This window comes from Flagellimonas aequoris (genome assembly GCF_003584165.1).
Classification (GTDB): Bacteria; Bacteroidota; Bacteroidia; order Flavobacteriales; family Flavobacteriaceae; genus Flagellimonas; species Flagellimonas aequoris.
This window is the reverse complement of record NZ_QXFJ01000023.1, coordinates 234,201-259,785: the sequence shown is the minus strand read 5'-3', so window position 1 is coordinate 259,785 and position 25,585 is coordinate 234,201. Positions and strand designations below refer to the sequence as shown.

Sequence of the window (25,585 nt, the reverse complement as noted above, 5' to 3'; positions counted from 1 at the left end):
TGAATTACAATTTGGGAGAAATTAGGCCCTTTTTTGGGCTTTTCTCTCTTTCACAAATGCGGATGGGGATTGACCCACATGCTTTTTGAATGCATTGTAAAACGCTGATTTTGAATTAAATCCAACGGTTTGTCCTATGGCTTCCACGGTGAGATGTGCATAGTCACCATCCACCAACCGGTCTTTGGAGAGCAAGATCCTTTTTTGGTTGATATAATCGTTAAAGTTCATTCCAGTACTGGAATTGATCAATTTGGAAACCGTATTGGCATTGGTATCCAGTTTTTCCGCAAGGTTTTTTAGGGAAGCTTCCTGCTCTGCAAAGTATCCGGATGCATCCATAAAATCCTCGATGGTTTCAAACTGTAAGGAGTCGGTTGCCAAGGTCTCGTACTTGTCAGAAATCCAAGATTTTTCAAAAAAGCGCGATTCCGAAAGGATAAAAAAAGAGGTGATGAATGTTGCCAACGTTTCCAACATTCCCAAGTAATGATCCCCCCCATCATCATCAAAATTTGAAAATACGATAAAAAGGGAAAGCCCAAGAATTAAAAAAACGAGAACGGTGTGACGCGAAAACTTGTACCTGTCCACCTTGATGTTTTTGGGCGAGACCAGTCCTTTTTTCCGCGCCTTTAAAACCAACCTTGTGGTAAGAACAAAATAAAAGGTAAAGCTGACGAGGACCAGCCAGCGGAATTTATTTTTGATAAAATGATAGGAATAGCTCACATTATCAGGGACATCCAAATATCCCAGATCACGGTGGTAGGCCCCTAGATAAGCATTGTACTTCACTTGAATAGGACTCAGCAGATAGCCGGTCTGTGAAATTCCATACAGCAGGGGCAATAAAAAGTGGGGCCAATGCTTTTTAAGGGTAAAGGGCTCTCTTTCCAGCAAGGTATATAGAAAAAAGTAGAGACTTGGGGCAATGAACAGGACCAAAAACTCGGTGGAATCATTCAGGTGGATCACATATTTCATCGACCCGGTATAACAGAGATACACATCCAAAAAAACGATACACTGTATTAGAATGACCCATCCGAAGAGGTGTATGGCCGATGTGCGTTTAGCCCTCAAAAATATCACCAAGGTCAAAAACAGCCCCTGTACGATCCCAAGCAGCATGATATGCGAGGCGAGATCATACCGAATGGGAATTTGATCAAATATAACTTTTACATCATCCATGTTAAGGGCTTAAATTGTATCTTGGAGACATACTGAAAATGAAATTACCATTCTTTTTTTAATCAACCGTAGACCGAAATGAAAAAGCGACAATTCTTGCAATATATGGGAAGTGCTGCCATGGCTGCTCCCTTTTTTACCTTGCCATTGGAACCTGGTCAACCAGAGGCTGATATTCCGTATCCATCGGATAAGGATAGCGATGAATTTTGGGAACGGATCCGCGCGGATTTTAGGTTGAAACCTGACTACATCAATCTGGAAAGCGGATACTACAACATAATGCCCACCCCTATTCTTGAAAAATATGTAGAGCACATGAAAGAGGTGAACTATCAAGGTTCCTATTACATGAGAACCGTTCAAGGGGAGAATAAAATGAAGGCTGCGGCACGGGTAGCCAAATTGGTGAACTGTTCAGAAAAGGAATTGGTCATTACTCGCAACACTACGGAGTCCCTGGATCTGATCATTGGGGGCTACCCTTGGGAAAAGGGGGATGAGGCCGTGTATGCCGTTCAGGATTATGGGGCCATGCAAGTACATTTTGAACAGATGGAAAAGCGATACGGCATCGTTTGCAAAAAAGTATCTCTGCCCAACCATCCCAAATCTGATGAGGAAATCGTTTCCTTATACGAATCGCAAATAACCCCAAAGACCAAATTGTTGATGATTTGCCATATGGTAAATGTGACCGGACAGATCTTACCCATCAGAAAAATTTGCGACATGGCCCATTCCCATGGGGTAGAGGTCATGGTGGATGGTGCGCATTGTGTGGGACATATTAAAGTGGATTTGGCCGAGTTGGATTGCGACTATTACGGTTCCAGCCTCCACAAATGGCTTTGTGTCCCCCTGGGTGCAGGCATGCTCTATGTAGCGGAAAAGAACATCCCGAAGATTTGGCCGCTTTTGGCAGAGCACGAGAACGATCCTACCAAAATCAGAAGGCTGAACCATACAGGTACCATCCCTGTACATACCGATTTGACCATCAACGACTCGGCGGATTATTTGGAAATGATAGGGTTGGAACGCAAGGAGGAACGGATGCGCTATCTGCAACGCTATTGGAGCGATCCATTGCGCGATGTGGAAAATGTGGTCATCAATACGCCCATCGAGCCCCACAGGAGTTGTGGAATCGCCAACGTCGGTCTGTTAAATATGAAGCCAGGGGAAATGGCGAAAACCCTTTTGGATGAATTCAAGGTGTGGACCGTGGCCATAGATTTTGAAAATGTACATGGGTGTAGGATTACCCCCAATGTGTTTACCACTACAGCTGAACTGGATCAATTTGTGGCAGCGATCAAGACCATGGCGAAGCGGACCTAGGGATTGATATAGTCTACCAGTTTTTCCGGGCCCTCCAACAATACCCGAACAATTTGTAGGGTACCATCAGGCTTGGTCGCAATATGCCATTTGATAAGGCAGATTTGCCCGTTCTCGATTTCAATCCCGGTAATGCTTCTGGGGTGAACGCAGCTACCATCGTTAAAAAGAGGTATCTCGCCCGGTTCTGGAAATCGTGGCCTATGGGTATGGCCAACGATGGTCAGGAGTAGATTTTTGCTTAAGATCCAACGCTTGGTCCGTTTTTCTATCCGTATAAGTTCTTTGTAGTTTTTGGCGGGACTGGTCGGGTCGGCAATGCCCACCACTTGAAGGGGTTTCCACAGGATGCGTACCAAAAACCGTCCTATGCGCCAACAGACGTAGTTCCACCAATCCGCTTGGTGACCGTGGGTAAGAAAGATCTGTTGTTTAGTATCCTTGTGTTGGAGAATAAGAGCCTCGTGAAAGGTAATCCCTTGGAAGAGTGCTTTGTCCGATCCGTCTATGGGTTCAAAATAATGGGAGAGGTTCTTTTTTACGTAGTCGGGGTCTTTGTACACCATGTCATGGTTTCCCCACAACATTTTGAGCCTCTTTTCCAAATGAAACTGCCGCAACAATTGGTACACATTTTTATGAGCCTCAAAAATGGAGTCAAAACTGATGTTTTCCCAAAGCTCGTCTCCGTCACCCAGTTCAAAATAATGGAAACCTTCCCGATAGTAATGGTTCAGTGCATGGAAATAAATGTTCCGATTGTTGGCAAAATCATCCGCGAAACTGTTGTCGCCCCTGTGGCAATCACTGAAAAAGATGAACTTGGAACTGTCATCAAAAAGGATGGTCTCGGCGTTGTCGTAAGCTCGGTCTAGTCTGGTGGCTGAGGACATGGGATTATTTTTGCTAAATATCCTTAAAAAAGGCAATTTATCCATAAAGATACCCATAACAAAGAGTGCAATTCTACTTTTTGTAACTTTACAGGTTCAACCCCGACTAATTCGTGTATGAAGCACAATTACGATACAGAAAGTCCGATAGTGCAATTGGTCAGTTTCAACAGTCTGTTGAAATATTATGATGACCTTGTCAACAGCCCAAATACTTACTTGGCTGAGCGTGCAAAGTATGTTTTGGAGGCACAGGCACCATACCCTGAATTGAGGGAGGGCTTCTCCGATCTGTCGCTTCTTGAAAAGCACAAGGAAGTGATCAAAATTATTTTGGAGGATACCTTTGCCCCCGTGTTGACCAAAAATGAGATCAAAACGGCTTCCACTCCGTTTGAAAGCCTGGTTTTTAATTCCTCGGAGCGTTTTCAAAATATCTTAAAGGAGGCTGGGGAGGATTTTGAACTGGAAATCAGCAACATACCTTCCGAATTCAGCTATATCATGCGGTGCACGGTTGTCCTGAAGTTTCACTATGGATACAATCTGGACTTTAAACGACCTTTCTTTTATGATATTCCGGATGCCAATGGGGTGATGCACCGCTATCGCATTTTGTACAATGCGGATTTTATGGAGGTCATTCCAACCGAAAAGGCCAAGGAACTTACGCAAGAAGATGTGGATGAGCTCTTGGAAAATTTTGAGAACCTAGACCTCTGGAAGGAAAAAATACCACCCAACAGTTTTTTGGTAAAGGGTTTTGTCATTTCAAATATGTTCGATGTAACCGCGGAACATTCCATTTCGGAAATCAAATCCACCTTGATCGGAAGGGCCCAAAGGGGTAAGGAAAACTTCATGGAAAGTTTTGAGGATACTTTCAGGTCCTTGTTCAAGTTGAGTGATATTAGGGTAGGTTTTTCAGGATATGATGCCGGAGCCAATAACTTTTTCAGGATTTATGGCAAGGGGATGGAAAGCTATATTCTCAATGGAAAGGATTTGGAATCCTGTGATTCCATGCTCTGCGAACATTCCTATGGCAAATTGTTCCGGGAAGGCAAATATTTTGCCATCGCAAATGTGGAAAAGTACTATCAACGGGCAAAAGATAATGTGCAACCCTACAAAAATCTGTTAGATCAAGGTATCAAAAGCGCCATTTTGGCCCCAATTGCAATAAATGGAAATCTATTGGGGGTTTTGGAACTGGTATCTGGCAAAATAAACGAGCTCAACAGCGTGAATGCCAATAAGCTGGACGACGTAATGCCCTACCTCATTTCTGCGGTGCTTCGGACCATTGAGGAAGAGGAAAATCTTATAGATGCGGTAATCCAGCACGAATGTACCTCTGTGCATCCTTCTGTGTATTGGAAGTTCCAAGAAGAGGCCAAGCGATTTATGGCCGATGAGTTGGCAGGCCATCAACCGGTCTTCCATGAAATCGTTTTCAAAGATGTGTATCCGCTGTATGGACAGATAGATATCAAGGATTCGTCCAAGGAACGTAATCTTTCCATTCAAAAGGATTTGATGATCCAACTCTCCGAAATCAATGAAATACTGGAGGTGGCCATCAAAAAATATGGTCTGCTTATTTATGAGGAGTTGATGTTTCGGGTAGGCACTTATTTGGATGAGGTGAAAGAGGCTTTGTTCACCCATACCGAACAGGCGGTTTTTGATTTTGTGAAAGAACAAGTAAATCCTGTGTTCCAGCACTTGAAAAAAGAGGATGGGGAAATTGCGGAACTGCTCAAGAAATACGAGGAGAAGATAGATCCTTCCACGGAGTCCTATTACGACCATCGCAAGAATTACGATGAAAGCGTCATGGAAGCCAACATGCAGTTGGCGGCCCTTTTGGATAAAAAGCAGGAAAAGGCCCAAGAAATGTTCCCTCACTATTTTGAAAGATACAAGACCGATGGTGTGGAGCACAACATGTACATAGGCAGCTCCATTGTAAACGATAGGGCTTTTGATGATCTTTACCTAAGAAACTTAAGGTTATGGCAACTGCAGGTTATGTGCGAAATGGAGAATAAATACTACGCACTTAAACCCAAATTGCCTGTTAAATTGGACGTGGCTTCCCTTGTTTTGGTGCACAGTACTTCCCTGGCCATCCGATTTAGGATGGACGAAAAAAGATTCGATGTTGATGGCACCTATAATGCTAGGTATGAAGTGATCAAAAAGCGAATTGATAAAGCCTATATCAAAGGGACCAATGAGCGTTTGACCCAAAAAGGCAAGCTTTCCATTGTCTATAGCCAGCGTAAGGACGAACGGGAATACCTTCGATATATCAGATTCCTAAAGGCGAAAGGATATTTTACCGACAACATTGAAATCGTGGAGCTGGAAGGTCTTCAAGGGGTAACCGGGCTAAAGGCCATACGGGCAGAAATTTTGTACAAAAAGGACAAAAAATCAGAGCAGACCTATACCTATGACGATTTGATGGAGGAACTAAGGTCTTGATCTAAAAAGGAATCCTATCCGGTCCAAAAAACCGAAAGGCAATACCAAACGCAAGTACCGAAACAATCATGCCCAACATGAAAATGTTGTAGGTGATTCTCAGTATTTTATATTTTTTGTTCAATACCAATCCAAGGAAATATAAGTCTTTGGTCAGTGATGAATACACATAATCCTTGTCCTTGGTCAGTTCGGACATGGCCCACTCATATTCCTCGAGCTTCATTTTATGAAAGTTGCCAAAGAACAACAGGTTCACCCTTTTTTGTTCCACATCCTCTTTGGTGAATTTCCCACTAGTGATGTTGGGCCTAGTGGCCAATACCGATAGGATCATGGAGGTAATGCTGAAAAGGATCAAGATCAACGTAGGGTAAATCAAATAGGTGTTGGAAGGGTTGTCCAACTTGGTGAGCAAATTCGCCAATACCAATGATATGATGATGGCATTCACGGACAACAGAATGTTTGCTTTGGTGTCCGCTATATCGCTGAGCTTTAAATGGTTGCTCTGTGTAACCCGATACAGCGTTTGAATGCTACGGTCTGGGCTGTCGCTCTTGTATTTGGCCTTCAGGGCTTCTTTTTTGGCAATGGTTTTTTCGGTCTTCTTTTCCTTGAGCAATTGATTTAGGTTTTTTTCTTTGCCCTTTTCCCAATTGTCCTTGGCATAATCGGTATAGAATTTATGTTTGGTCCGGAACATTTGAATGTTCTTTTCCCGCCATTCTTTGGAGGAATAATCGGCTATGCCCAATTCCTTGAGTTCATCCCTTAGGTAGTCGGCGGTCTCCCAATAGCTTTTCTGCGCAAAATGCGAAATATCGGCATCCCTAATGATTTCTTCCAGTAAATTTTCGGGTTCATGACTCATTTTGGTGGCCAAGATCAAGTTGCTGACCTGTTTTGTGCCAGAGGCACTATAACCATTTTCCTTTAGGAAAGATGCCGCCATTTTTGCACTACTTTCTTCATGGTTTTCAGTCCCCTCAACATAGCCTATATCATGTAGCCATGATGCCAGTAGTAGCCATTCGTTTTCCTCATCGCTCAAATCATAGAAGTTGAGCAATTCTTTAGTACTTTTAACAACTCGTTGGGTATGTCGTAGGTTGTGGTACAAAAACCTTGGATCAAGTTTTTCGGATAGTAGTTCAGTTACAAAACGTTCAGTTTTTTCAACGATTTCCGACATATCTCATATTTGAATATCCAAAGTACAAAATTTTGGAGTCAACCTCACGGGATATGAAGAAACATTACTTTTTGGTCCTTTTACTGGTTTTGGGATACGGTTGTGCCACTTATGAGGCGAAATATGCCGAACCCTACTCGGGCAACTTGCCTTCAGATAAAAACAGGGAACTCGAGCATACTTTTTACTTGATCGGCGATGCCGGTCTATCACCAGAAGGGGATCTTAATCCAACCCTGAAAAGGTTCAAATCCGTTTTGGACAAAGCGGATAAGAAGAGTACCGTTCTTTTTTTGGGAGATAATATTTATCCTGCCGGATTTGTGGATAAGGACGTAGATCCTGAAGGGCATGAACGCTCCAAGCACTATTTGGATGCCCAGTTGGCAACCTTGGAATCCTTCAAGGGCAACGTTATGTTCATTCCTGGAAACCACGATTGGTATAGCAACGGTCTAAAAGGTTTGGAAAGGGAGGAAAAGTATGTTCAAAAGGCATTGGACGACAAAAATGTCTTTAAACCTGAAAATGGTTGTCCCATTGAGGACATTGAGATCAGTGATGATATCATGGTTATTGCCATAGACACAGAATGGTACCTGACCGATTGGGACAAGCATCCGACCATGAACGATAAATGTGAGATCAAGGATCGAGGCAGGTTTTTTGAGGAACTGGAGAGCTTGATCAAGAAAAATCTGGACAAAACCATCGTGATTGCGATGCACCATCCTTTGTTCACCTACGGGGAACATGGAGGGCAGTTTTCTTTTGGGCAGGGACTATATCCAACGGGGGGCAAAGTACCCCTTCCCATCTTGGGATCGGCGGCAAACCTGTTGAGAAAAACCTCAGGGGCTTCTATTGAGGACCTGTCAAACAAAAAATACAATGAACTGAAAAAGCGGATCATCACCCTTTCGCAATATTCGGATAAGGTGGTTTTTGTTTCGGGACACGAGCATACCCTTCAATATATCGAAGAATACGGTAAACCGCAGATTGTAAGCGGGGCAGGCTCCAAAACGGGGTCTACCCGACTTTTGAACGGCAGCAAGTTTTCTACGGGGAGGGGGGGGTACACCATTTTAAAAGTGTTCAAAGATGGTTCTTCCACCGTTACGTTTTATGGTGCCGATGCAGATTCGGAAGATTTATTGTTCAATACCCAAGTATTGCCTCCCGATAGGTCTACTACGGAGGTTACCATGTCCAATGACTTCCCACCCTATAAAACAGCTTCTATTTACACACAAGAGGAGGTGACAAAAAGTGGTTTTCATAAATGGCTTTGGGGAGAGCGGTACCGAAAATATTATGGCACCCAGGTAAAGGCACCCACGGTGCTTTTGGATACCCTTTATGGAGGTTTGAAAGTGGTACGGAAGGGAGGGGGCAACCAATCTAATTCTTTACGGCTGGCAGATAGCGAGGGCAGGGAATATGTGATGCGGGACCTGAGAAAAAGTGCGGAAAGATATCTTCAAGCCATCGCATTCCAGGACCAGTACATCATTGGGCAGTTTGAAGGAACCTATACCGAAAAATTATTGTTGGACCTTTATACCGGAGCTCATCCCTATGCACCTTTTACGGTGGGAAAACTTTCCGATGCCGTGGGCATCTATCACACTAATCCGAAGCTATACTATGTGCCCAAGCAGTCGGTCTTGGGAGATTACAATACTGATTTTGGCGATGGCCTATACATGATCGAGGAGCATGTTTCGGATGACCATGACAATCTGGAAAGTTTTGGACGTACCAAGAAAATTGAAAGCACATACGACCTGATCAATAAACTAAGGAAGGACGAGGAGTACAGTATCGATCAGAAAGAGTATGTCAAAGCTCGCCTTTTTGATATTTTGATTGGTGACTGGGACCGCCATGTGGATCAATGGAGATGGGCAGAGTTCAAGACAAAAAAGGGGAACAAGGTATACAAACCCATCCCAAGGGATAGGGATCAAGTGTTTTCCCGTTGGGGTGACGGAGTTATTATGGGTTTTGGTTCAAGGGCCGTTCCGGCACTTCGCATTTTTGAGGGGTTCCATGAAAAGATTAGAAACGTAAAAGGTTTTACGTCATCACCCAGAACTTTTGCCTTGGATATGGCCTTGCTGTCCGAATCAAATCTGGACATGTGGATTGAAGAGGCAAAATTCATCCAACAGCATATCAACGAACAGGTGATCGATGAGGCTTTTATGGCATTTCCCGAAGAAGTTAGGGACGAAACGTTGACCACCATCAAGCATGCGCTTTTGTCCAGAAAGGACAACTTGGTAGAAACGGCCAAATCGTATTATGCCGTACTCAATAAATTCAGCGTGGTGACGGGTACGGACAAGGACGATTACTTCAATGTAGTTTCCCTGCCCAATGGGGGAGTTGAGGTACGTGCCTACCGCATAAAGGACGGCGATATGACGGACCTTTTCTTTAAAAAGACATTTGATCCAACATATACCGAAGAAATATGGATCTATGGATTGGATGATGATGATGTGTTCGATGTAAATACTGAATCCTCAAGGATTAAAGTGCGTGTTGTGGGTGGACAGAACAATGATGTTTACAAGATTTCTGAAAAGTCAAGAAATGTGTACGCATACGACTTCAAATCCAAAAAGAACACTTTTGATGAAGCCTATGGGGGAAAAACGAATCTGATCAATGACTACGATACCAATACCTATCAATTTTTAAAGATCAAGTCCAGTAACAATCAAATTTTACCAACATTGGGGTTCAACCCTGATGATGGTTTTAGGATTGGCCTAACCGATACGTATACCTTCAACGGATTTAGACAAAACCCATTTACGCAGCAACATGTGTTCAATGCTGCATATTACTTTGCCACCAATGGTTTTGATTTTGGGTACAAGGGAGAATTTGCCCATGTTTTCAATGATGTGAACCTTGAGTTAAAAGCGAGGTTCACCAGTCCCAATTTTACCCTCAATTTCTTCGGTTTTGGCAATGAAACGGTCAATAATGATGATGAGGAGCCTTTGGGACTCGACTACAATAGGGTACGGATGAGGACTATTAGTCTTGCCCCATCCTTTATTTGGAGAGGCTATTTGGGTTCTAAGGTCAGGATAGGTGCGTCATATGAAAGTATTGAGGTGGAGGAAACACAGGATAGGTTCATCAATCTGTTTTATCTGGAAAATGGCGAAGAGAGCCACCAGAGTTTTTTGGGTGTGGATGGGGAATACAGCTACACCAATACGGATAACGAGGCATTTCCAACCTTGGGAATGGGCTTTGCCCTGCACGGAGGGTTTAAGACCAATGTGGAACAATCGGGAAGATCTTTTGGGTATATCATCCCCAGTTTTTCGATGGATCATAAATTACTTGCGAACGGCAGGCTGGTGCTTGCCACCAAGGCAAAGGGACACTTTACCATAGGGGATGATTATGAATTTTACCAAGCGGCTTCCATTGGAGGCAATAACGGATTAAGAGGGTATAGGTACCAACGCTTTACTGGAAAAAGGGCCTTTTACCAAAATACGGACCTGCGATATAGTTTCAGGGGAAGACGTACTGGAGTGTTACCGGTAACCCCGGGTATCTATGGAGGTTTCGATTATGGACGTGTATGGTTTCCAGGGGATTCATCGGACAAATGGCATAATTCATATGGAGGCGGATTTTTCTTGAATGGGGCTGATATACTGACAGCCAATTTCGGACTTTTCAACAGCTCGGATGGTATGCGATTTGCTTTTCAGCTCGGTTTTGGGTTCTAATGGATCACGTATCGGTAGAGTTGTCGACCGCCAAACCTATTTTCTTCGTCGGCAACGAGAAGCGTTTTGTTGTCCAAAAAGCTAATGGATTCAATTTGGGTGGAACAGTATAGGTCAATGGTTTCAATATGGGCTTTCGAAAAAGCAGGGAGGTGAAAACCGGTAATCAAAAAAACTTGGCCATAGCTTAAAAGGGCTATCGTATTTCCATCAGGAGAAATATCCGCGCTGGTCACGGAACAACGATCTTGGTCTCCACATAGAAATAGGGAATCCAACAATTCAGCTTTGTAAGAACCTTCTTGATCTGGAACTCGGTATACCAATGTTTTACCACTGTAGGGTCGTGTTCTGTTTTTGGTGAAGATGTACAGATAACCTTGTGAATGGAAAAATCCTTCGGTATCAAAATATAAACTGTCTTTCTCTGGAGGAAAGCTGTTTTGCTGAGGATATCGGAATTCTATTTTTTGAGCTTTGGGCTCTTTTTTATCCAATTGCCCCTTGGTTATTTTATAAATGGAGAGGTCCTTCCTTGAGTTATTGTTATTCCCAAAATCACCAATGTATAGATTGCCTTCGGTATCTGTGGTCAAATCTTCCCAGTCCACATTTTTGGCATGGGCTATTTTTTTTGATTTGATGGTTTGGGCCTTTTGGTCTACCTCGTATATCTTATCTTGGTTACCACTGTCCTCTATGACCCAGAGATGTTCACTTGGTGCCGTTTCCATTCCGGATACCTCCTTGAGTTTGGGAGAAAACTTTCCCAATGGCTGCAAACTGCCATAAGGCATTTGTTGGGCACACCCTTGAGCCACTACCAAAAGGAATATCAAGGCAATCTTATTCATCTGTCTCCTTTAGGGGCATATACACTTCGGTCTTCCATTCCAATTCATTACCTCCCATATTAGGATTGTTGTAAAAGACCTCAATGGGCTTTTCCTCAACGGGGATATTGTGCTCCTTGGCATAATCCAACAAATAGTACCACGCCCTATCCGAAGTGATGTAGTTACCATTATAAATGGTCTTCAAGGCTTTTTTTTGAAAAATACGCTTATAGGTGATGCTGGGGTGTTCCGGTAATTTTTCTGAGCGGATAATGGGGTAACAAAAATTATAGGAGAGACTATCTTTTTTTAAATCCCAATCCAAAACCTCAACAAACGGAGGTCCGTTCAATTTTACGTCATTCTCGAACAAAATGGAATTCAAGAAAGGGTAATTGGCCATGATACCGGCCGCTTTTTGTTCTGGGGCGGTTTTAAGAAAGACACAGGCACAGAATGTTGTGAATGTTTCTGCTTGTTCTATTTCGGAAACCTTGAATTTTTTAAGATGATCGTTTAAAAATTCATTGAACGAAATGAGTCTTTTTCTGGATCCTTTTTCAAAATCATTGTCGGAAAAGATGACATCCAATTTGTTTTGCAGGGAGTTTTCCTCATCCTTGATGTTCACGGTAACCTTGCTCAACGAATCATGAACCTTGGTTATTTCCCAGTCGTAAAGATGTACCGAATCATTGGCAAAAATCTTTTGTGTAAAATGCATTGGACTTTCAAATGTAACGGGAGCAAAACTGTCCAACGTTCGGTTCCAGGCCTTTACACTTTCATAAATTGTTCCTGGGATAGTCCTTGCATTAAAGCTAACTTGATAATCCTGCGGCTTTAAAAAAAGGTACCATATCATGGAAACCAAAAAAAGCGCAACGATAATTGATAAAATCTTCCTCATACCAAGGGGCAAAAATAAAGATTAGCCCTTAGTCATATCCAATTTGTCTACAATAAATTTTCCCAGATCCCGTCCTTGTTTTATACCCACCTCAATGGCGGCGCGGTAGTGGATACCTCCGTACATTCTGCTGATGGCGGCCTCATCGGCTGCTTGTCTGAAAGATTTAAAGGTTCGGATAGGAAGTCCATAAGGTAACTCGGTGTCGTCCTCAAAGGCAAAATCATCTCCGAAAACATCGGTAAGGGCCGTTGAGGCCGCTCCAGAGACCACACTGTGTCCGCTGGTATATTCAGGGAATGGAGGTGTCTGAAGTACCGGTTCCCAACTGTCATCGATATACTCATTGATAACCGTTTCCGGACGTATCAGGTTGCTACGATATTTTTCGTCCCAGCAGCTAATGAAGGCATCGGCAATGGCAATGGAAGTTTTGGTGTACGCATACACTGTTTTGTCAAAATCGGCATCGACGTTCCTGCAAGCAATCTTGGTAATTCCGATCCAGTGTGCCCCTGGGGTTATTTTTTTAGTGGCGAACATCAGGTGGCCCCTCGTGACCGAAACATAAGGATTGCAATCCCAAAATTGGGCAATGGCAATCTCATCGGATTTATCGCCTTTGCCTATCATGGATTTTTTCACCTCGTAAACTTCCATTACCTCCTTAAAAAATTGGGAATCCTTATCCAATGAAAAAGAGGGTGGGGGAATTGGTTTGAATTGTGCTGCAGAATCCAAGGCAAAAGGACGGATTTTGCTCCAGTGTGGTTCTATGCCGTTCATATAGGCGGGTGGCGTTGGCTGCCAACGAGTGGGGTCTTCTGAATCCACAGTAAACTTGGGCATCGTGCGGGTTTCCTTATAGTTGTCCTTGTTCATCCAAGCGGCAATATAGTCGGCCACTTGCAGACCATACTCCTTGGAGGCATTGAACTCCGACTCGTTTTGGTTTGCCCAAACAGTATACAGGCTATCGCGATAATTCTCCAATCTTTCTTCGGAAAAAATAAGCCGCTTGCTCAAATCGATATGGGCAATGAGGGCAGCAAGGTCATAGTTGACATTTTCCGTGCTCTTTGGATCTGGAATACTTGTCAATTCGGTTACTTGGCCCGCCAAGGATTTGTAGTTGTCGTTTTTCTTGGCAATAATTTCATAAGCCGCAATGTTGGGGTAGGCAAAGATCCTACTGGCCACTGGTGGCGAAAAGATGTCATGGATCATTATCTCCACGACTTGGTCCACGGATTGGTGAAATTCCTCGGCGGTGACTACAATGGGCTCTTCTTTCTTTTGACAGGATGTCAAAACCAATAGTGCGAATGCGATTAAACTTGCTTTTACTTTCATGGCCTCTTGATTAATTGATTTTATAGACTTGTGCTTTGTCGTTGTTGAATACGGCTAATAAATATTTTTGTCCACCTAGGTTGATGGTCCTAAGATGGCGTAATGATTTTTTGGTAAAGTCCAGTCCCAGAACATTACCCAGAACAACTTCATTTTCATTTTTGAGCAATGCCCCTGGGAAGGAATCCAAACGCCCATGATAGGGTTTTACACCAAAATAATTTCCTCCTACCAAGGCTTCTGAGGTACCATCCCCGTCAAAATCATCCACAAGGAAAGTCATGATCGGAGACACCTGAAGTTCATTTTTAAAGGGGACAAATACAAATTTTCCGTTGTCGTTCCTCAAAAATCCGGATTGAAGGGTATTGACCTCCAATAGCGTGGACTTTTTCAGGACATCATCTCCAAAGAGTTCACCCATGGTCTTGCCTGCAAAAGACTTGTAACTGGTGTATTTCTTTTTAAGGAACACCAGTTGGGAAGCAAGACCGTCCAAGGTCTCCAACGGATAGTACTTTCCATTTTTTTCCATGGCCGTGACCGTTTCGGTCTGCCCGTTCTCATCAAAATCGTTGAAATACAACTTCATGGGGTATTCCCGTGATGCCTTGAACTTGGAATTGGTTCCCCAGTTTCCAAGTAGGTAGTCCATATCCCCATCTTGATCAATATCAAAAGCTTCAACAGCCTCCCATAAACCTTTTAGGTCCATGTCATTGACCAAAGTAAAGTGGTCCTTTTCGTTTTTGAGGAACTTGGGCGACATCCATTCCCCCACCAATATAAGGTCGGTTAGGCCATCGTTGTCAAAATCGCTCCAAAGGGCATCGGTCACCATTCCTTGGGAATGCTCTTCAAATTTTTTGAATATCTGGAAGGTACCATCCACATTTTCCAAGAGATAGGAAGTTGCCGGTGCCCCGAACCTTGCCGTAATGGTATGCCCCCCCACAAATACATCCAAATCGCCATCTTGGTCAAAATCAAAAGGACGCATAATAGAGGAATTTTGAAAGAATTTGGGAAGCTCTTCAGAAACGAAAGAGGAATCTTGTTGCATATAGCAGTTATCCAATAACACTTCCGATTTTCCGAAAAAGTCACCGCCTCCAGAAGTTACAAACACATCATTTTTGCCATCTTTGTTGAAATCGGCAATAGTAGCAGATATATTTTCCTTAACCGAATCTTTTTGGATTGACGGGTAGTTTTGCTTTACAAAAATGGAGTCCTGCTGCACGTAAATGCGCGAAGGTTCAAATTTGGACCCACCAAAATAGACATCCTCTTTCCCGTCTTGGTTCAAATCGCCAATAGCCAGTGCAGGACCCCTATCGGAGACTTGGTAAGGAATCAATTTTTCACGGTTAAAGTCGGTATAGTTGTCCTCCACATGTGTAAAATCCAACCCCAAATTATTAGCAACTGGGTTGAAGAGTCTTTTCTGTGTTTTATGCAGTGAACTGTAATCAAAAGGCTTGGTGTTTTCTGGTTCCACGGTAAGTACTTGATTTACAGCAACATTTTTCAATACCTGATATGTCCTATCAGGCCATATGATCTTGATGGAATCTATTTTTTGGATGTTTCCATATCCGAAATGGATCATCGGTTCTGAAGAGGCCTGAAACCCACGGGTAGGGAACAGTTCCTTGAACTGCAGCCCCCCATTTTGATAGGAATAAACCTTGGTTCCGATGCCAAAAGTGTTCTTGCCGCCAAACTTGAACTTTAATTCAAGGTAGTTTCCTTTTTTGTTCGCCTTGTTGATGTACAGGGATGCCGGTTGGTTGATATTGTTGGTCACCAGGTCTATATCGCCATCGCCATCTAAATCACCCATAGCAGTGGCGCCAGAAATGAGGGTGTCCTTGGTAATCCAATTTCCGGACATGTCCTTAAAGTTCAAGTCCTCGTTTCCTTGAAAAACGTAATTGTGCACATTGCCTGAGGGCATAAGATCCAGGGCCCTTTCATCCACCAATTTGGTATTATCCAATTTTTTCTGGATTTGTTCGCTGGATACAAAGTTGATAAAATCCAAGTCGTTGGGTCTTTTGGGGATGCCATTGGAAATGAATACATCTTGATGGCCATCAAGATCGTAATCTGCAAAAAGGGCGCTCCAACTCCAATCTGTGGCAGCAATTCCGCTCATCAGGGCCGTTTCCATGAAATTGCCATCCGGTTGGTTCACAAAGAGCATGTTTCTGGTGAATTGATAATGGTACCCAAACCGATCTATCCGCATTTTTTGTGTTTGGATGTTGTCATCTCCTTCAGAGGATTTTAGTGCCACTTCATCTTCTGGGAGCATGTCCAAGGACATAAAATCTGGCCTGCCGTCATTGTTGATGTCGGCTACATCGTTCCCCATGGAGAACCTACTGGTGTGTCCAAAATATTTTCTGAGGCTTTCTGTAAAGGTTCCATTACCATTGTTTAAATAGTAATAGTCATCCTCGTGGAAGTCGTTGCCCACATAAATATCGGGATATCCATCTTGGTTGAAATCGGCGATGGCCAATCCCAAACCATAACCGTTGATCCCACCATAAATACCGGCTTCTTCACTTACATCTACAAACTTGCCGTCATCGTTTCTCATGAGTTTGTCCCCGGTCTCATAACGACGTTCGTACCTTAGGTCAAAGCGACCAAATGAATTTTGGGTATGCACGGCATGGTTGAGCAGATATAGGTCCAAATCACCATCTAGATCATAATCAAAAAAAGTGGCGTTGGAACTATAGGAGTCAAAATCGAGACCATATTCGGCAGCACTTTCGGTAAAGGTATTATCCCCATTGTTGATGTACAGTTCGTTGAACCCATTGAACCCGTTAATGCCCACTACGGCACACACATAAATGTCCAAAAGACCATCCCCGTTCACATCCGCCATGGTAGTGCCCGTGTTCCAGGTACTGTTGCCTTCAATTCCTGCTGTACTGGAAATATCCTCAAACGTAAGATTACCCTTGTTCAAGTACAATTTGTTCTTTGCCTGATTGCCGGTAAAGAAAATATCTGGAAGACCATCGTTGTTGATGTCCCCAATGGAAATACCTCCGCCATTGTAGAAGTAGAGATAGTCCAAGATACTGAGATTGTCCGTTGAGGTCAACGTATTTGTGAATTCGATTCCCGTATCTTTTGGTTTGGGGTTTTCAAAAAGGCTGCCTTCCTTTTTGCATGAAACAAAAAGGGTCAAGGCAAGAGATATGGAGAAAAGCCTATTCATTGACGGCAAATATCTTGGGTTTATTGTTATTGATTGCGGTAATGACAAAGGTCTTGCCATTTTTATCCTTGAATTGCTCAATATATTTTACTTCATCCCTTACCTTGAACCCACTGGCATCATATTCCTGCCATGTAAAGCCCAATTTACCATCCCCTAACAATAGGTTGCCTTGGCTGGCATCCAATCTGGAAAATTGTGGTTTGAACTCAAAATTGTTTCCAGCCATGATCAGGTCAAGATTCCCGTCATTATTAACATCTGTACAAGTAATGTCGCAAATGCACGAAAGTTGCACCCTTGGAGGTAGGTTTTGGATTCGGAACTTGCCCCCTCCTTCATTGATGGCGATTACCGAGGCAGAAGTCTCCACTTTTTTCACGATGGACTTTGCCAGCACATCTTCGGGAAAGAGTTGGTGAATGGTTCGGCTTGCATAGTCAGAGGCTTTCAAGTTCTGTTTTTTGAGTGCCGGTAATTGCTCCGTAAGCTCTCTTTTTTGATGGATGGGATAATCGCCACCATTTTCTTGTAGGGTAACGATCTGTTCTATGGTACCGTTGTTGTCGTAGTCATTGATCCACATTTTCATGGGGGCGTATTGGGTGGGTTTGTAATGTAGGTTCAATCCTTGATTGCCTAAAATCAGATCTTGGTCTCCATCACCATCCAAATCAGCGGCTTCCACAGTATTCCACCATCCGTATAAACTATCAAGTGAACTGGACATTTTTGTCAATCTTCTGCCTGTGTTCTTATATAGTTTTGGGGTGTCCCATTCTGCCGTTACAATAAGATCCTTTTTATTGTCGCCATCAACATCTACCCATTTGGAATCGGTTACCATGCCTGCATCTTTTAAGTCGTAGCCCAAACGTTCGGTAACATTTGTAAAAGTGCCATCTCCCATGTTCTCCAGAAACAGATGGTCGGGAGACAGACCATATACACCTACCACACTGCGTGATCCGATGAACACATCCACGTCACCATCACCATCAAAATCGTAAGGGGCAATAGTAGAGATGTTCTTGAAAGTGGAAGGTAACTCATTTGGGGATTTGGTGAAATTTCCTTTGCCATCGTTCAAGTATAGACGAGCCCTATAAGTTCGTTGTTGCCCAACGTTGTTGCCTCCGGAGCCAACCATTAGATCTTGGTCCCCGTCACCATCGGCATCGAAAAATGCAGCGGCTACGTCCTCAAACTCTTTGTCATTTTCAAACACATCCAATTTCTTTTGGGCCACTTTTCCATTGCCGGAATGGATGTACAGGGCACCCGCTTGGCCACTGGCCCCACCAATGTAAAAATCTTCGTTACCGTCTCCATTAACATCAGCCACAGCAAGTGAAGGCCCTTCTTGTGACAATTTTTCATAAATAAGGCCTTCGTAATCAAAATCATTATAGCTGTCTTCTTTGTGTGCCACAAAACTATTGGTGTCCAACTCGTTCAAGTAAGATTTTTTGGACTCTTCCTTTGGAAGCTTGTAGGTTTCCTTAGCATTGGCATGATCAAAAGTGATGACTTGGTTGGCAGGAATGTTTTCCATTTTTTCGGTAAGGTCGTCTGGCCATACCACCCTGATGGAATCCAATTTTTCGGTTTTTCCCAGACCAATGGTCATTTCATACCCCATTGAAGACTGGAACCCTCTGGATGGGATCAACTCTTGGTTTACGATATTACCATCAAAATAAAATTTGGCCAATGCACCGACGGCAAAAGAGTTGTTTTTTGGCCCCTTGAACTTTAACTGAATGAAGTTGTTGTGCAACTGGGTATCGGCATTGTTCTTATAGACAAAAGCGGGCGTGTTCACATTGTTGATGACGAGATCCAGGTCGCCATCGTTGTCCAAATCGGCATAAGCTGCTCCATTGGATCGGGAGGGGAGGTCAAAGCCCCATTCCTTGTTGGCATTTTTGAACGAGATGTCCCCATTGTTTTTATAGGCATAATTGGGTTGGGGTTTAACAGGCATTTTACTGATAATGGAATCAATGGATTCCTTTTTGCCTGTCAAAGCCATTTTTTGCACGATTTCGTTTGCAAAAAAGTCAACAAAGTCCAAATCCGTAAGATCGTGGTTAATCCCGTTGGTGATGAATATGTCTTTCAGTCCATCATTGTCCATATCAAAGATCAGTCCTGCCCAACTCCAGTCCGTGGCGTCGATACCACTGTAGTAGGCAATCTCTGAGAAGGTGCCGTTGCCATTGTTGAGCTGAAGGGTGTTCTGAATATATTGCTGCCCGAAATCTTTACTTTGTTTCAGATTAAAAACATTGTATCCTTCAAATTCCATGACTGATTTTACCCTGTTCTCCTTTTCGGGAAGCATATCGGTGATAAAAATGTCATTGTGCCCATCGTTGTTGATGTCGGCTACATCGATTCCCATTGCGGAAAGGCTCAGGTGGGAGGTCCAATCCTTGATTTCTTCCTTGAATGTTCCATCTTTTTGATTGATGTAAAGATAATCCCGCTCATAAAAGTCGTTCGAAACGTAAATGTCAGGATAGAGGTCACCATTGAAATCTGTCACCAGAACCCCAAGACCAAAACCAATAAGACTACCGTAGATTCCGGCTTCTTCACTCACATCCACAAATTTACCATTATCGTTTCTTAAAAGCATGTCTCCCACTCCTTTGAAGATATCCGGAACCCCTTCCCAATCCTGGGCCCTGACGTCGCGCTGTTCGGCGTACCCAAGACTGCTTACAGGGATATTGCTATTGTTTAGGATGTAAGCGTCCAAATCCCCATCCTTGTCATAATCAAAAAAGGAGGCATGGGTGGTGAACCCGGTCTTGGCGAGATTGTATTCCTCCGCTTTTTCGGTAAAGGTGAGGTCCCCATTGTTGATGTAAAGGTCATTGTCATGGTTGTTGCCTTCCATATTGCCTGCATTACAGACATAAATATCCAAAAGGCCATCCTGGTTTATGTCTACCATGACCACTCCGGTTGACCATGGTTTGTTGCCCATTACCCCTGCACTTTCTGAAATGTCCTCAAACTGGAAGTTGCCCTTGTTCAAGTAGAGCCGGTTGGCCACCATGTTCCCGGTCAGATAGATGTCCTGAAGACCATCATTGTTGATATCACCAATGGCCACACCGCCACCATTGTAAAAGTTTCTGTATTTGAAAATATTGAAATTCTTTTGGTTTTCTACCTTGTTTACGAAGGTTACACCAGTTTCTTCCGGGGTCAACAGGGTGAAGAGTGTTTCGGTTTGCTCTTCTTGAGTCTCTTGGTCAGCCTCCTTTTTTTTGCATGCCAGGGAAAGTATCGTCAAAAGGCATGGAACGGCATATCTCAGTTTCATCTATTGTGCTGTTTTTTTCACTAAAAAAATGGGAGCCTCGTTGTTCAATGAAATGATGAACATCTCTTTCCCATTCACATTTATTTTTTCAATTGTTCTGGCAGCGCCGGAAATTCCTAAGTTATGCTTCCAACTTATGTTGCCACTTTCATCATTTTGCAATAAAAACCCGTGTGAAGCGTCTAATCTACCAAGTTGGGTGCTTATCTCAAAATTATTGCCTACCATTAATATTTCATTAATCGTTTGTTTATCGTTCCTGTCCAGATAAATATCATTTACAGTGGACGACTGTACCAACCATGGTAGTTCTTTGGTTATAAAGTTGCCATTTCCGTCATTTTCGAAATAGGATGTGCCCAGGACATATACCTTCCTTTTGATGGACTGATCCAATTTGTCCTTACCAAAAAGTTCCTCGAGCGAGGCCTTTGCAAAATCTTTGTAGAATAGAAATTTCTTGTTTAAAAAGGGCATTTGCTTTGCAAGCTCGTCCTTGGATGAAAATGCGGTTTCCTTATCGCCATGAAAATGGGTCACTACGGTTTCAATGGAGCCGTTCCCATCAAAGTCATTGATGTAAAGGGTGATAGGTTTCTCCACAGAGGCATGGAATTTGGTGTTCAATCCCCAATTACCTGCCAGTATGTCCATATCCCCATCGTTGTCCAAATCCGCAAGTTCAAGACAGTTCCACCAACCATTGGTGTTTTCGAGTCCATTGTCTTGCTGTTTTATAAGGTTTTGCCCATTGTTCATAAAAATGGTTATGGGACTCCAATGCCCCGCCACTATAAGATCGGGAAAGCCATTTTTATCCAAATCAGCCCAAACAACATCCTTTATGTTGCCAATATCTTCAAAATCTGGGGCAAAAGCGGAGGTCATGTCCTTGAAATTTCCATGGCCATCATTTTCCAAAATGAATTGTTTGGATTTTATCCCGAATTTTGTGGGAGCATTATTGGAAACAATGCAAAGGTCCAAATCCCCATCTTTATCCACATCAATGGCCACGATTTTGGAAGCATTGACCTCTATGTCTCCAAACTTGTTTATCTCTTTGGAAAATTTGCCGTTTTCATTCCTGTAAAATCTAGGCTGAAGGGGTTTTCCACGGGTAAATTCGTTTCCACCGCTTACCACCACTAGATCGAGGTCCCCATCATTATCCGCATCGAAGAAGGCCTGGTCAATATCTTCATTGATAGCGTCAGGTCCAAACAGTTCAGGCTGATGTTCTTTAAAAACACCTTTTTCATCCTGAAGGAAAAGTGCCGAGGCCTGATTTTTACCTCCACAGATGAACAGATCATCCTGTCCATCATTGTTGATGTCCGCCACGGAAATCGAAGGCCCTTCGTTGGAGTAGGAAAAGGGAACCAGGGGGTTCCGGTCGAAGTCCAATGACGGATATTCTTTATGTACAAAGTCGATTGGGCTTTTCATTTTTGCATACTCTGATAGAGTGGATTCGGTTCGATTTTCGTAAAAATTTCCCGATGCATTGGATATGGATACTTCCAAAGTTCTGTTGGCCTCAATATTACGCAAGGTTTCATAAGCGCCCCCAGGCCATACAATCTGGATGGAATCGAGGATTGAATCCCGCCCAACACCAAAATTTAAAGAATAGTCCTTGGCGGAAAGAAACCCTCTTGTTACTATATTCTCCTGAACAGCCTGTCCATTCTTTTGATAAACAATGGCTTTGACACCAAGGCCCAAACGGTTCTTGAGGCTTCCCTCAAATTTAATTTTGATATAATTACCTTCTGTTGAGGTATTTTCCATCACAAAGGCCTCTTGGTTAACATTGTTCACGACCACATCCAAATCTCCATCATTGTCCAGATCGGTATAAACACAACCGTTGCTAAACGATGTTACTTGGGGTGCCCAAATGTCGGTAACATTCGTGAAGGCTGCACTTCCATTGTTCTTGTAAAAGTAATTCTGGACTTTTTTGGTCGGTAAACGATCGATAAGTTCCATATCCTTGTCGGTAAGCCCTTTTTCTATGGTTTTCTGGATCTCTTCATTAGAAATGTAATTGATATAATCCATATCATTGGTCACACCCTGTATCCCATTGGAAATGAATAAATCTTTAAAGCCATCGTTGTCAAAATCTGCAAATAGAGCACCCCAGGACCATTCAGTAGCATCAATGCCGCTAAGGTTCGCGATTTCCCCAAAATTTTCCCCATCCAGATTAAGCAGCAAGGCATTTTGCATATACTGTGGTGCAAAACCATTTCTCAAATATTGTTGATAAACGGGATAGGGATACTCCAGACCGGAGGTTTTATAGGTTTCAAGATCTTCGGGCAGCATGTCAAGGGATAAAATATCGGAAAGGCCATCATTGTTGATGTCCGCAATGTCATTCCCCATGGAAAAATGGGTGGTATGCCCCATTTTTTTATCGTCCTCGGAAATGGTTTCCTTAAATGTCCCATTTTTTTGGTTGATGTAGAGATAATCATTTTCGAAAAAATCATTCCCAATATAGATGTCAGGATATCCATCATTGTTGATATCACTTATTGCCAAACCCAATCCGTAGCCAATGGCTCCTTGAAAGATGCCGGCTTCTTTTGAAACATTTGTATAGTGGCCGTTGTCGTTTCTATACAGGATATCGCCGGACATGGAATCCACTATTTTTCTCTTGCCCCCTTTTCCATAAGATCGGTTGGGGTTAACGGAGTGGTTCATCAGGTACATGTCCAGATCCCCATCAAGGTCGTAATCAAAAAAAGCGGCTTGGGTGGCATAGCCAATAAAGTCGAGGCCGTAATTGGATGCCTCTTCCTTGAAGACAGGAATGCCGTTTTCGTTGTTACCTTGATTGATATAAAGTAGGTTTTGTCCTTGGATACTGCCGTGATCACCCACTTTACAGATGTAAAGGTCCAAAAGGCCATCATTGTTGATATCCGTATGGGTAACCCCAGTGGTCCACCCGGTATCGTTATTGATATGTGCCGCGGTGGTGATATCCACAAATTGAAAGTTGCCCTTATTTAGGTATAGTTTATCCGGTCCTTGGTTGGATGTGAAATAAAGGTCGACCAAGCTGTCCCCATTAAAGTCGCCCGCGGCAACTCCTGCCCCGTTATAGAAGTAGAGATAGTTAAGAATATTTAGTTCCGGGGTTTGTGTGAGTTCATTTTTGAACGTAATCCCTGTATAACTGGAATCTTTTAGTTCAAACAATGTTTTAGGTCCTGATTTTTCACAGCAAACCAAGGTTAGTATCACCCCGAGAACAAGCCAGTACGGTTCTCTCATTTTATCTTTCAATAGCACGGGTCAAGATACTTATTTCCATAGGGAATAGAAGTATTGGAGATATTAATGTTTGTCAAAAAAAGAATTAATAAACGACTAATAGAGTGAAAAATGGCAAAAAGGAAAGGCCACCTATAGGTGGCCTTTCCATGTGTATAAAAACAGCTTAAACTTTGATAATGTTAGTATCCTGGGTTCTGAACCAAGTTAGGGTTAGAAATAATGGCTGTTGCAGGAATTGGGAACAAGTTTTTGGTTTCATCACCGGAAACCTCTTTGTATGACCAAGGAGCGGTAAATTGTCCAAAACGGATCAAATCGTTTCTTCTCCATTGCTCACCATACAACTCCCTACCTCTTTCATCAATAATATCCTGCTCTGTAACGCTACCGATTGGGCTGGCCCCTCTAAGGGTCCTAAGCTCGTTGATCAGGGCAGTGGCATCTCCACCACTTCTAAAGGTTGCCTCCGCCTTCATCAAATGGGCATCGGCATAACGGAATACGATTTTGTGGTTAGCGAAGGCGCCGTTGGCAGGGTTATATTTGATTACCCTGATACCGGTTCTTTCATTGTTACCCAATAGACCTGGTAATTCTTTGGTGAAAACCAAAGGGGAACCAGTTCTGTCCTTATAAGGGTTTCCGTTTGCATCGTATTGCTGGCCAATCAAGAAACCATTACCGATACCATAGTTGGTCCCATCAGTGGGTACAAATCCTCTTCTTTCCTCTTGTCCTGAACCAGGGGTATTGATATTGGGATCACCTTCGAACAAATCATAGAACTCGGCGATAGTAGTAAACCCGTTCCATCCACCCGCTTGGTCGGGAACAATTTGATTGTAGTGAAGGGTGTTCCAAATGTTCGGACCAACACCTGAAGTGGTAAACCAAATAGTCTCATCATTGACAGAGTCCTCAAACAATTCAAAATATCCCTCTTGCAAGTCGAAACCTTCAGCTTTAATATCATCGACAAGGCTGATTACTTGGGCCATGTCAGATGCATCAGCTGTTCCGGTTCCGGTGAAAATATGTTTGTTCAAGTAGAACTTGGCCAAAAGGAGCATACCTGCTGCCTTTGAGGCACCGACCAAATCGGTACTTGGGCCGATCGATGGAAGATCTGGAATGGCTTCGGTCAAATCCTTAACCGCAAAGTCAAACGCTTCGGCACGGGTCATTACGGTTGGGTTCACGTCTGGTCCCTCATCCGGTGTCCTGAAGGGAACTTGTCCGAACATATCGATCAACCAGAACATGCTATAAGCTCTTATGAATTTGGCTTCGGCGGCTTGTTGAGCGGTTGGGTTACTTCTGCTATCGATAACGGTAGTAGCATTGTATACATTCTTGTTTTGGTCATTCCAAACGTTTTTCACCCTTTGGTGGGTTGGGCTCCAAGTGTGGGAATGTAACGTTCTCCATACCCCGTTGTCCCCCCAATCGGTTCCACGGGTAGGTACCACAAATTCATCGGTACTTACTTCGGTTAAGGCATATAGATTTTCTTGTGTCTCTATTTGATCCCTAACAGAATTATAAAGCCCAGTTAAGCTACCAGCAGCGTCCACTCCATTGAATTCACCACTCAAATCTGCGAATATGGAGTCGGTCTGTTCTATCTCCAAATTGGTACAACCCACCATTGCCAGCGCGATTGCCCAAATGTATATTTTGTTTAGTTTCAAAGCTTTCATAGAAATT

The 25,585-nt window shown here is 43.1% G+C and carries 13 protein-coding genes; 3 read left to right on the top strand and 10 right to left on the bottom strand.

Annotation, left to right across the window (positions count from 1 at the left end; genetic code table 11):
• Window positions 1-21: 21 nt before the first annotated feature.
• Window positions 22-1,197, bottom strand: a complete 1,176-nt coding sequence (locus D2U88_RS09800) for a helix-turn-helix domain-containing protein (RefSeq protein ID WP_119640315.1) — start codon at window positions 1,195-1,197, stop codon at window positions 22-24.
• A 78-nt stretch (window positions 1,198-1,275) separates the two neighbouring features.
• Between D2U88_RS09800 and D2U88_RS09795 the strand changes: the two genes are divergently transcribed.
• Window positions 1,276-2,541, top strand: coding sequence for an aminotransferase class V-fold PLP-dependent enzyme (locus D2U88_RS09795; protein WP_119640313.1), 1,266 nt, complete (start codon window positions 1,276-1,278; stop codon window positions 2,539-2,541).
• On the opposite strand, the gene D2U88_RS09790 is transcribed toward D2U88_RS09795, so the two are convergent.
• Window positions 2,538-3,434, bottom strand: coding sequence for a metallophosphoesterase family protein (locus tag D2U88_RS09790; RefSeq protein ID WP_119640647.1), 897 nt, complete (start codon window positions 3,432-3,434; stop codon window positions 2,538-2,540). The genes D2U88_RS09795 and D2U88_RS09790 overlap by 4 nt on opposite strands.
• Window positions 3,435-3,551: 117 nt before the next feature.
• Here D2U88_RS09790 and D2U88_RS09785 point away from each other — a divergent pair, with 117 nt between their 5' ends.
• A complete protein-coding gene (locus D2U88_RS09785) occupies window positions 3,552-5,927 on the top strand; it encodes a GAF domain-containing protein (RefSeq protein WP_119640310.1) in 2,376 nt (791 codons plus the stop codon).
• 1 nt (window position 5,928) lies between these two features.
• On the opposite strand, the gene D2U88_RS09780 is transcribed toward D2U88_RS09785, so the two are convergent.
• A complete protein-coding gene (locus D2U88_RS09780; RefSeq protein WP_119640308.1) occupies window positions 5,929-7,122 on the bottom strand; it encodes a Pycsar system effector family protein in 1,194 nt (397 codons plus the stop codon).
• 53 nt (window positions 7,123-7,175) lie between these two features.
• Here D2U88_RS09780 and D2U88_RS09775 point away from each other — a divergent pair, with 53 nt between their 5' ends.
• Window positions 7,176-10,892 carry a metallophosphoesterase gene (locus D2U88_RS09775; RefSeq protein WP_119640306.1) on the top strand — a complete coding sequence of 1,239 codons (3,717 nt, stop codon included), beginning with the start codon at window positions 7,176-7,178 and terminating at the stop codon, window positions 10,890-10,892.
• Here the strand turns inward: D2U88_RS09775 and D2U88_RS09770 are convergent.
• From D2U88_RS09770 to D2U88_RS09740, 7 genes are all read right to left on the bottom strand, one after another.
• On the bottom strand, window positions 10,889-11,746 hold the full coding sequence (locus tag D2U88_RS09770) for a hypothetical protein (RefSeq protein WP_119640303.1): 858 nt from the start codon (window positions 11,744-11,746) through the stop codon (window positions 10,889-10,891). The genes D2U88_RS09775 and D2U88_RS09770 overlap by 4 nt on opposite strands.
• Complete coding sequence (locus D2U88_RS09765; protein ID WP_119640301.1) at window positions 11,739-12,638, bottom strand: GyrI-like domain-containing protein; 900 nt, start codon at window positions 12,636-12,638, stop codon at window positions 11,739-11,741. The genes D2U88_RS09770 and D2U88_RS09765 overlap by 8 nt, the downstream gene beginning before the upstream one ends.
• A gap of 21 nt (window positions 12,639-12,659) precedes the next feature.
• Window positions 12,660-13,991: a vanadium-dependent haloperoxidase gene (locus D2U88_RS09760; protein ID WP_119640298.1), complete on the bottom strand. Its 1,332-nt coding sequence runs from the start codon at window positions 13,989-13,991 to the stop codon at window positions 12,660-12,662.
• A 10-nt stretch (window positions 13,992-14,001) separates the two neighbouring features.
• Complete coding sequence (locus tag D2U88_RS09755) at window positions 14,002-17,238, bottom strand: VCBS repeat-containing protein (protein WP_119640296.1); 3,237 nt, start codon at window positions 17,236-17,238, stop codon at window positions 14,002-14,004.
• Entirely contained in the window at window positions 17,231-20,578 is a 3,348-nt protein-coding gene (locus D2U88_RS09750; protein ID WP_119640294.1) for a VCBS repeat-containing protein, read from the bottom strand. The genes D2U88_RS09755 and D2U88_RS09750 overlap by 8 nt, the downstream gene beginning before the upstream one ends.
• Complete coding sequence (locus D2U88_RS09745; RefSeq protein WP_235855768.1) at window positions 20,579-23,800, bottom strand: VCBS repeat-containing protein; 3,222 nt, start codon at window positions 23,798-23,800, stop codon at window positions 20,579-20,581. It lies immediately after the preceding gene.
• Window positions 23,801-24,057: 257 nt separating this feature from the next.
• Window positions 24,058-25,578, bottom strand: a complete 1,521-nt coding sequence (locus tag D2U88_RS09740; RefSeq protein ID WP_119640290.1) for a RagB/SusD family nutrient uptake outer membrane protein — start codon at window positions 25,576-25,578, stop codon at window positions 24,058-24,060.
• Window positions 25,579-25,585 lie beyond the last annotated feature (7 nt).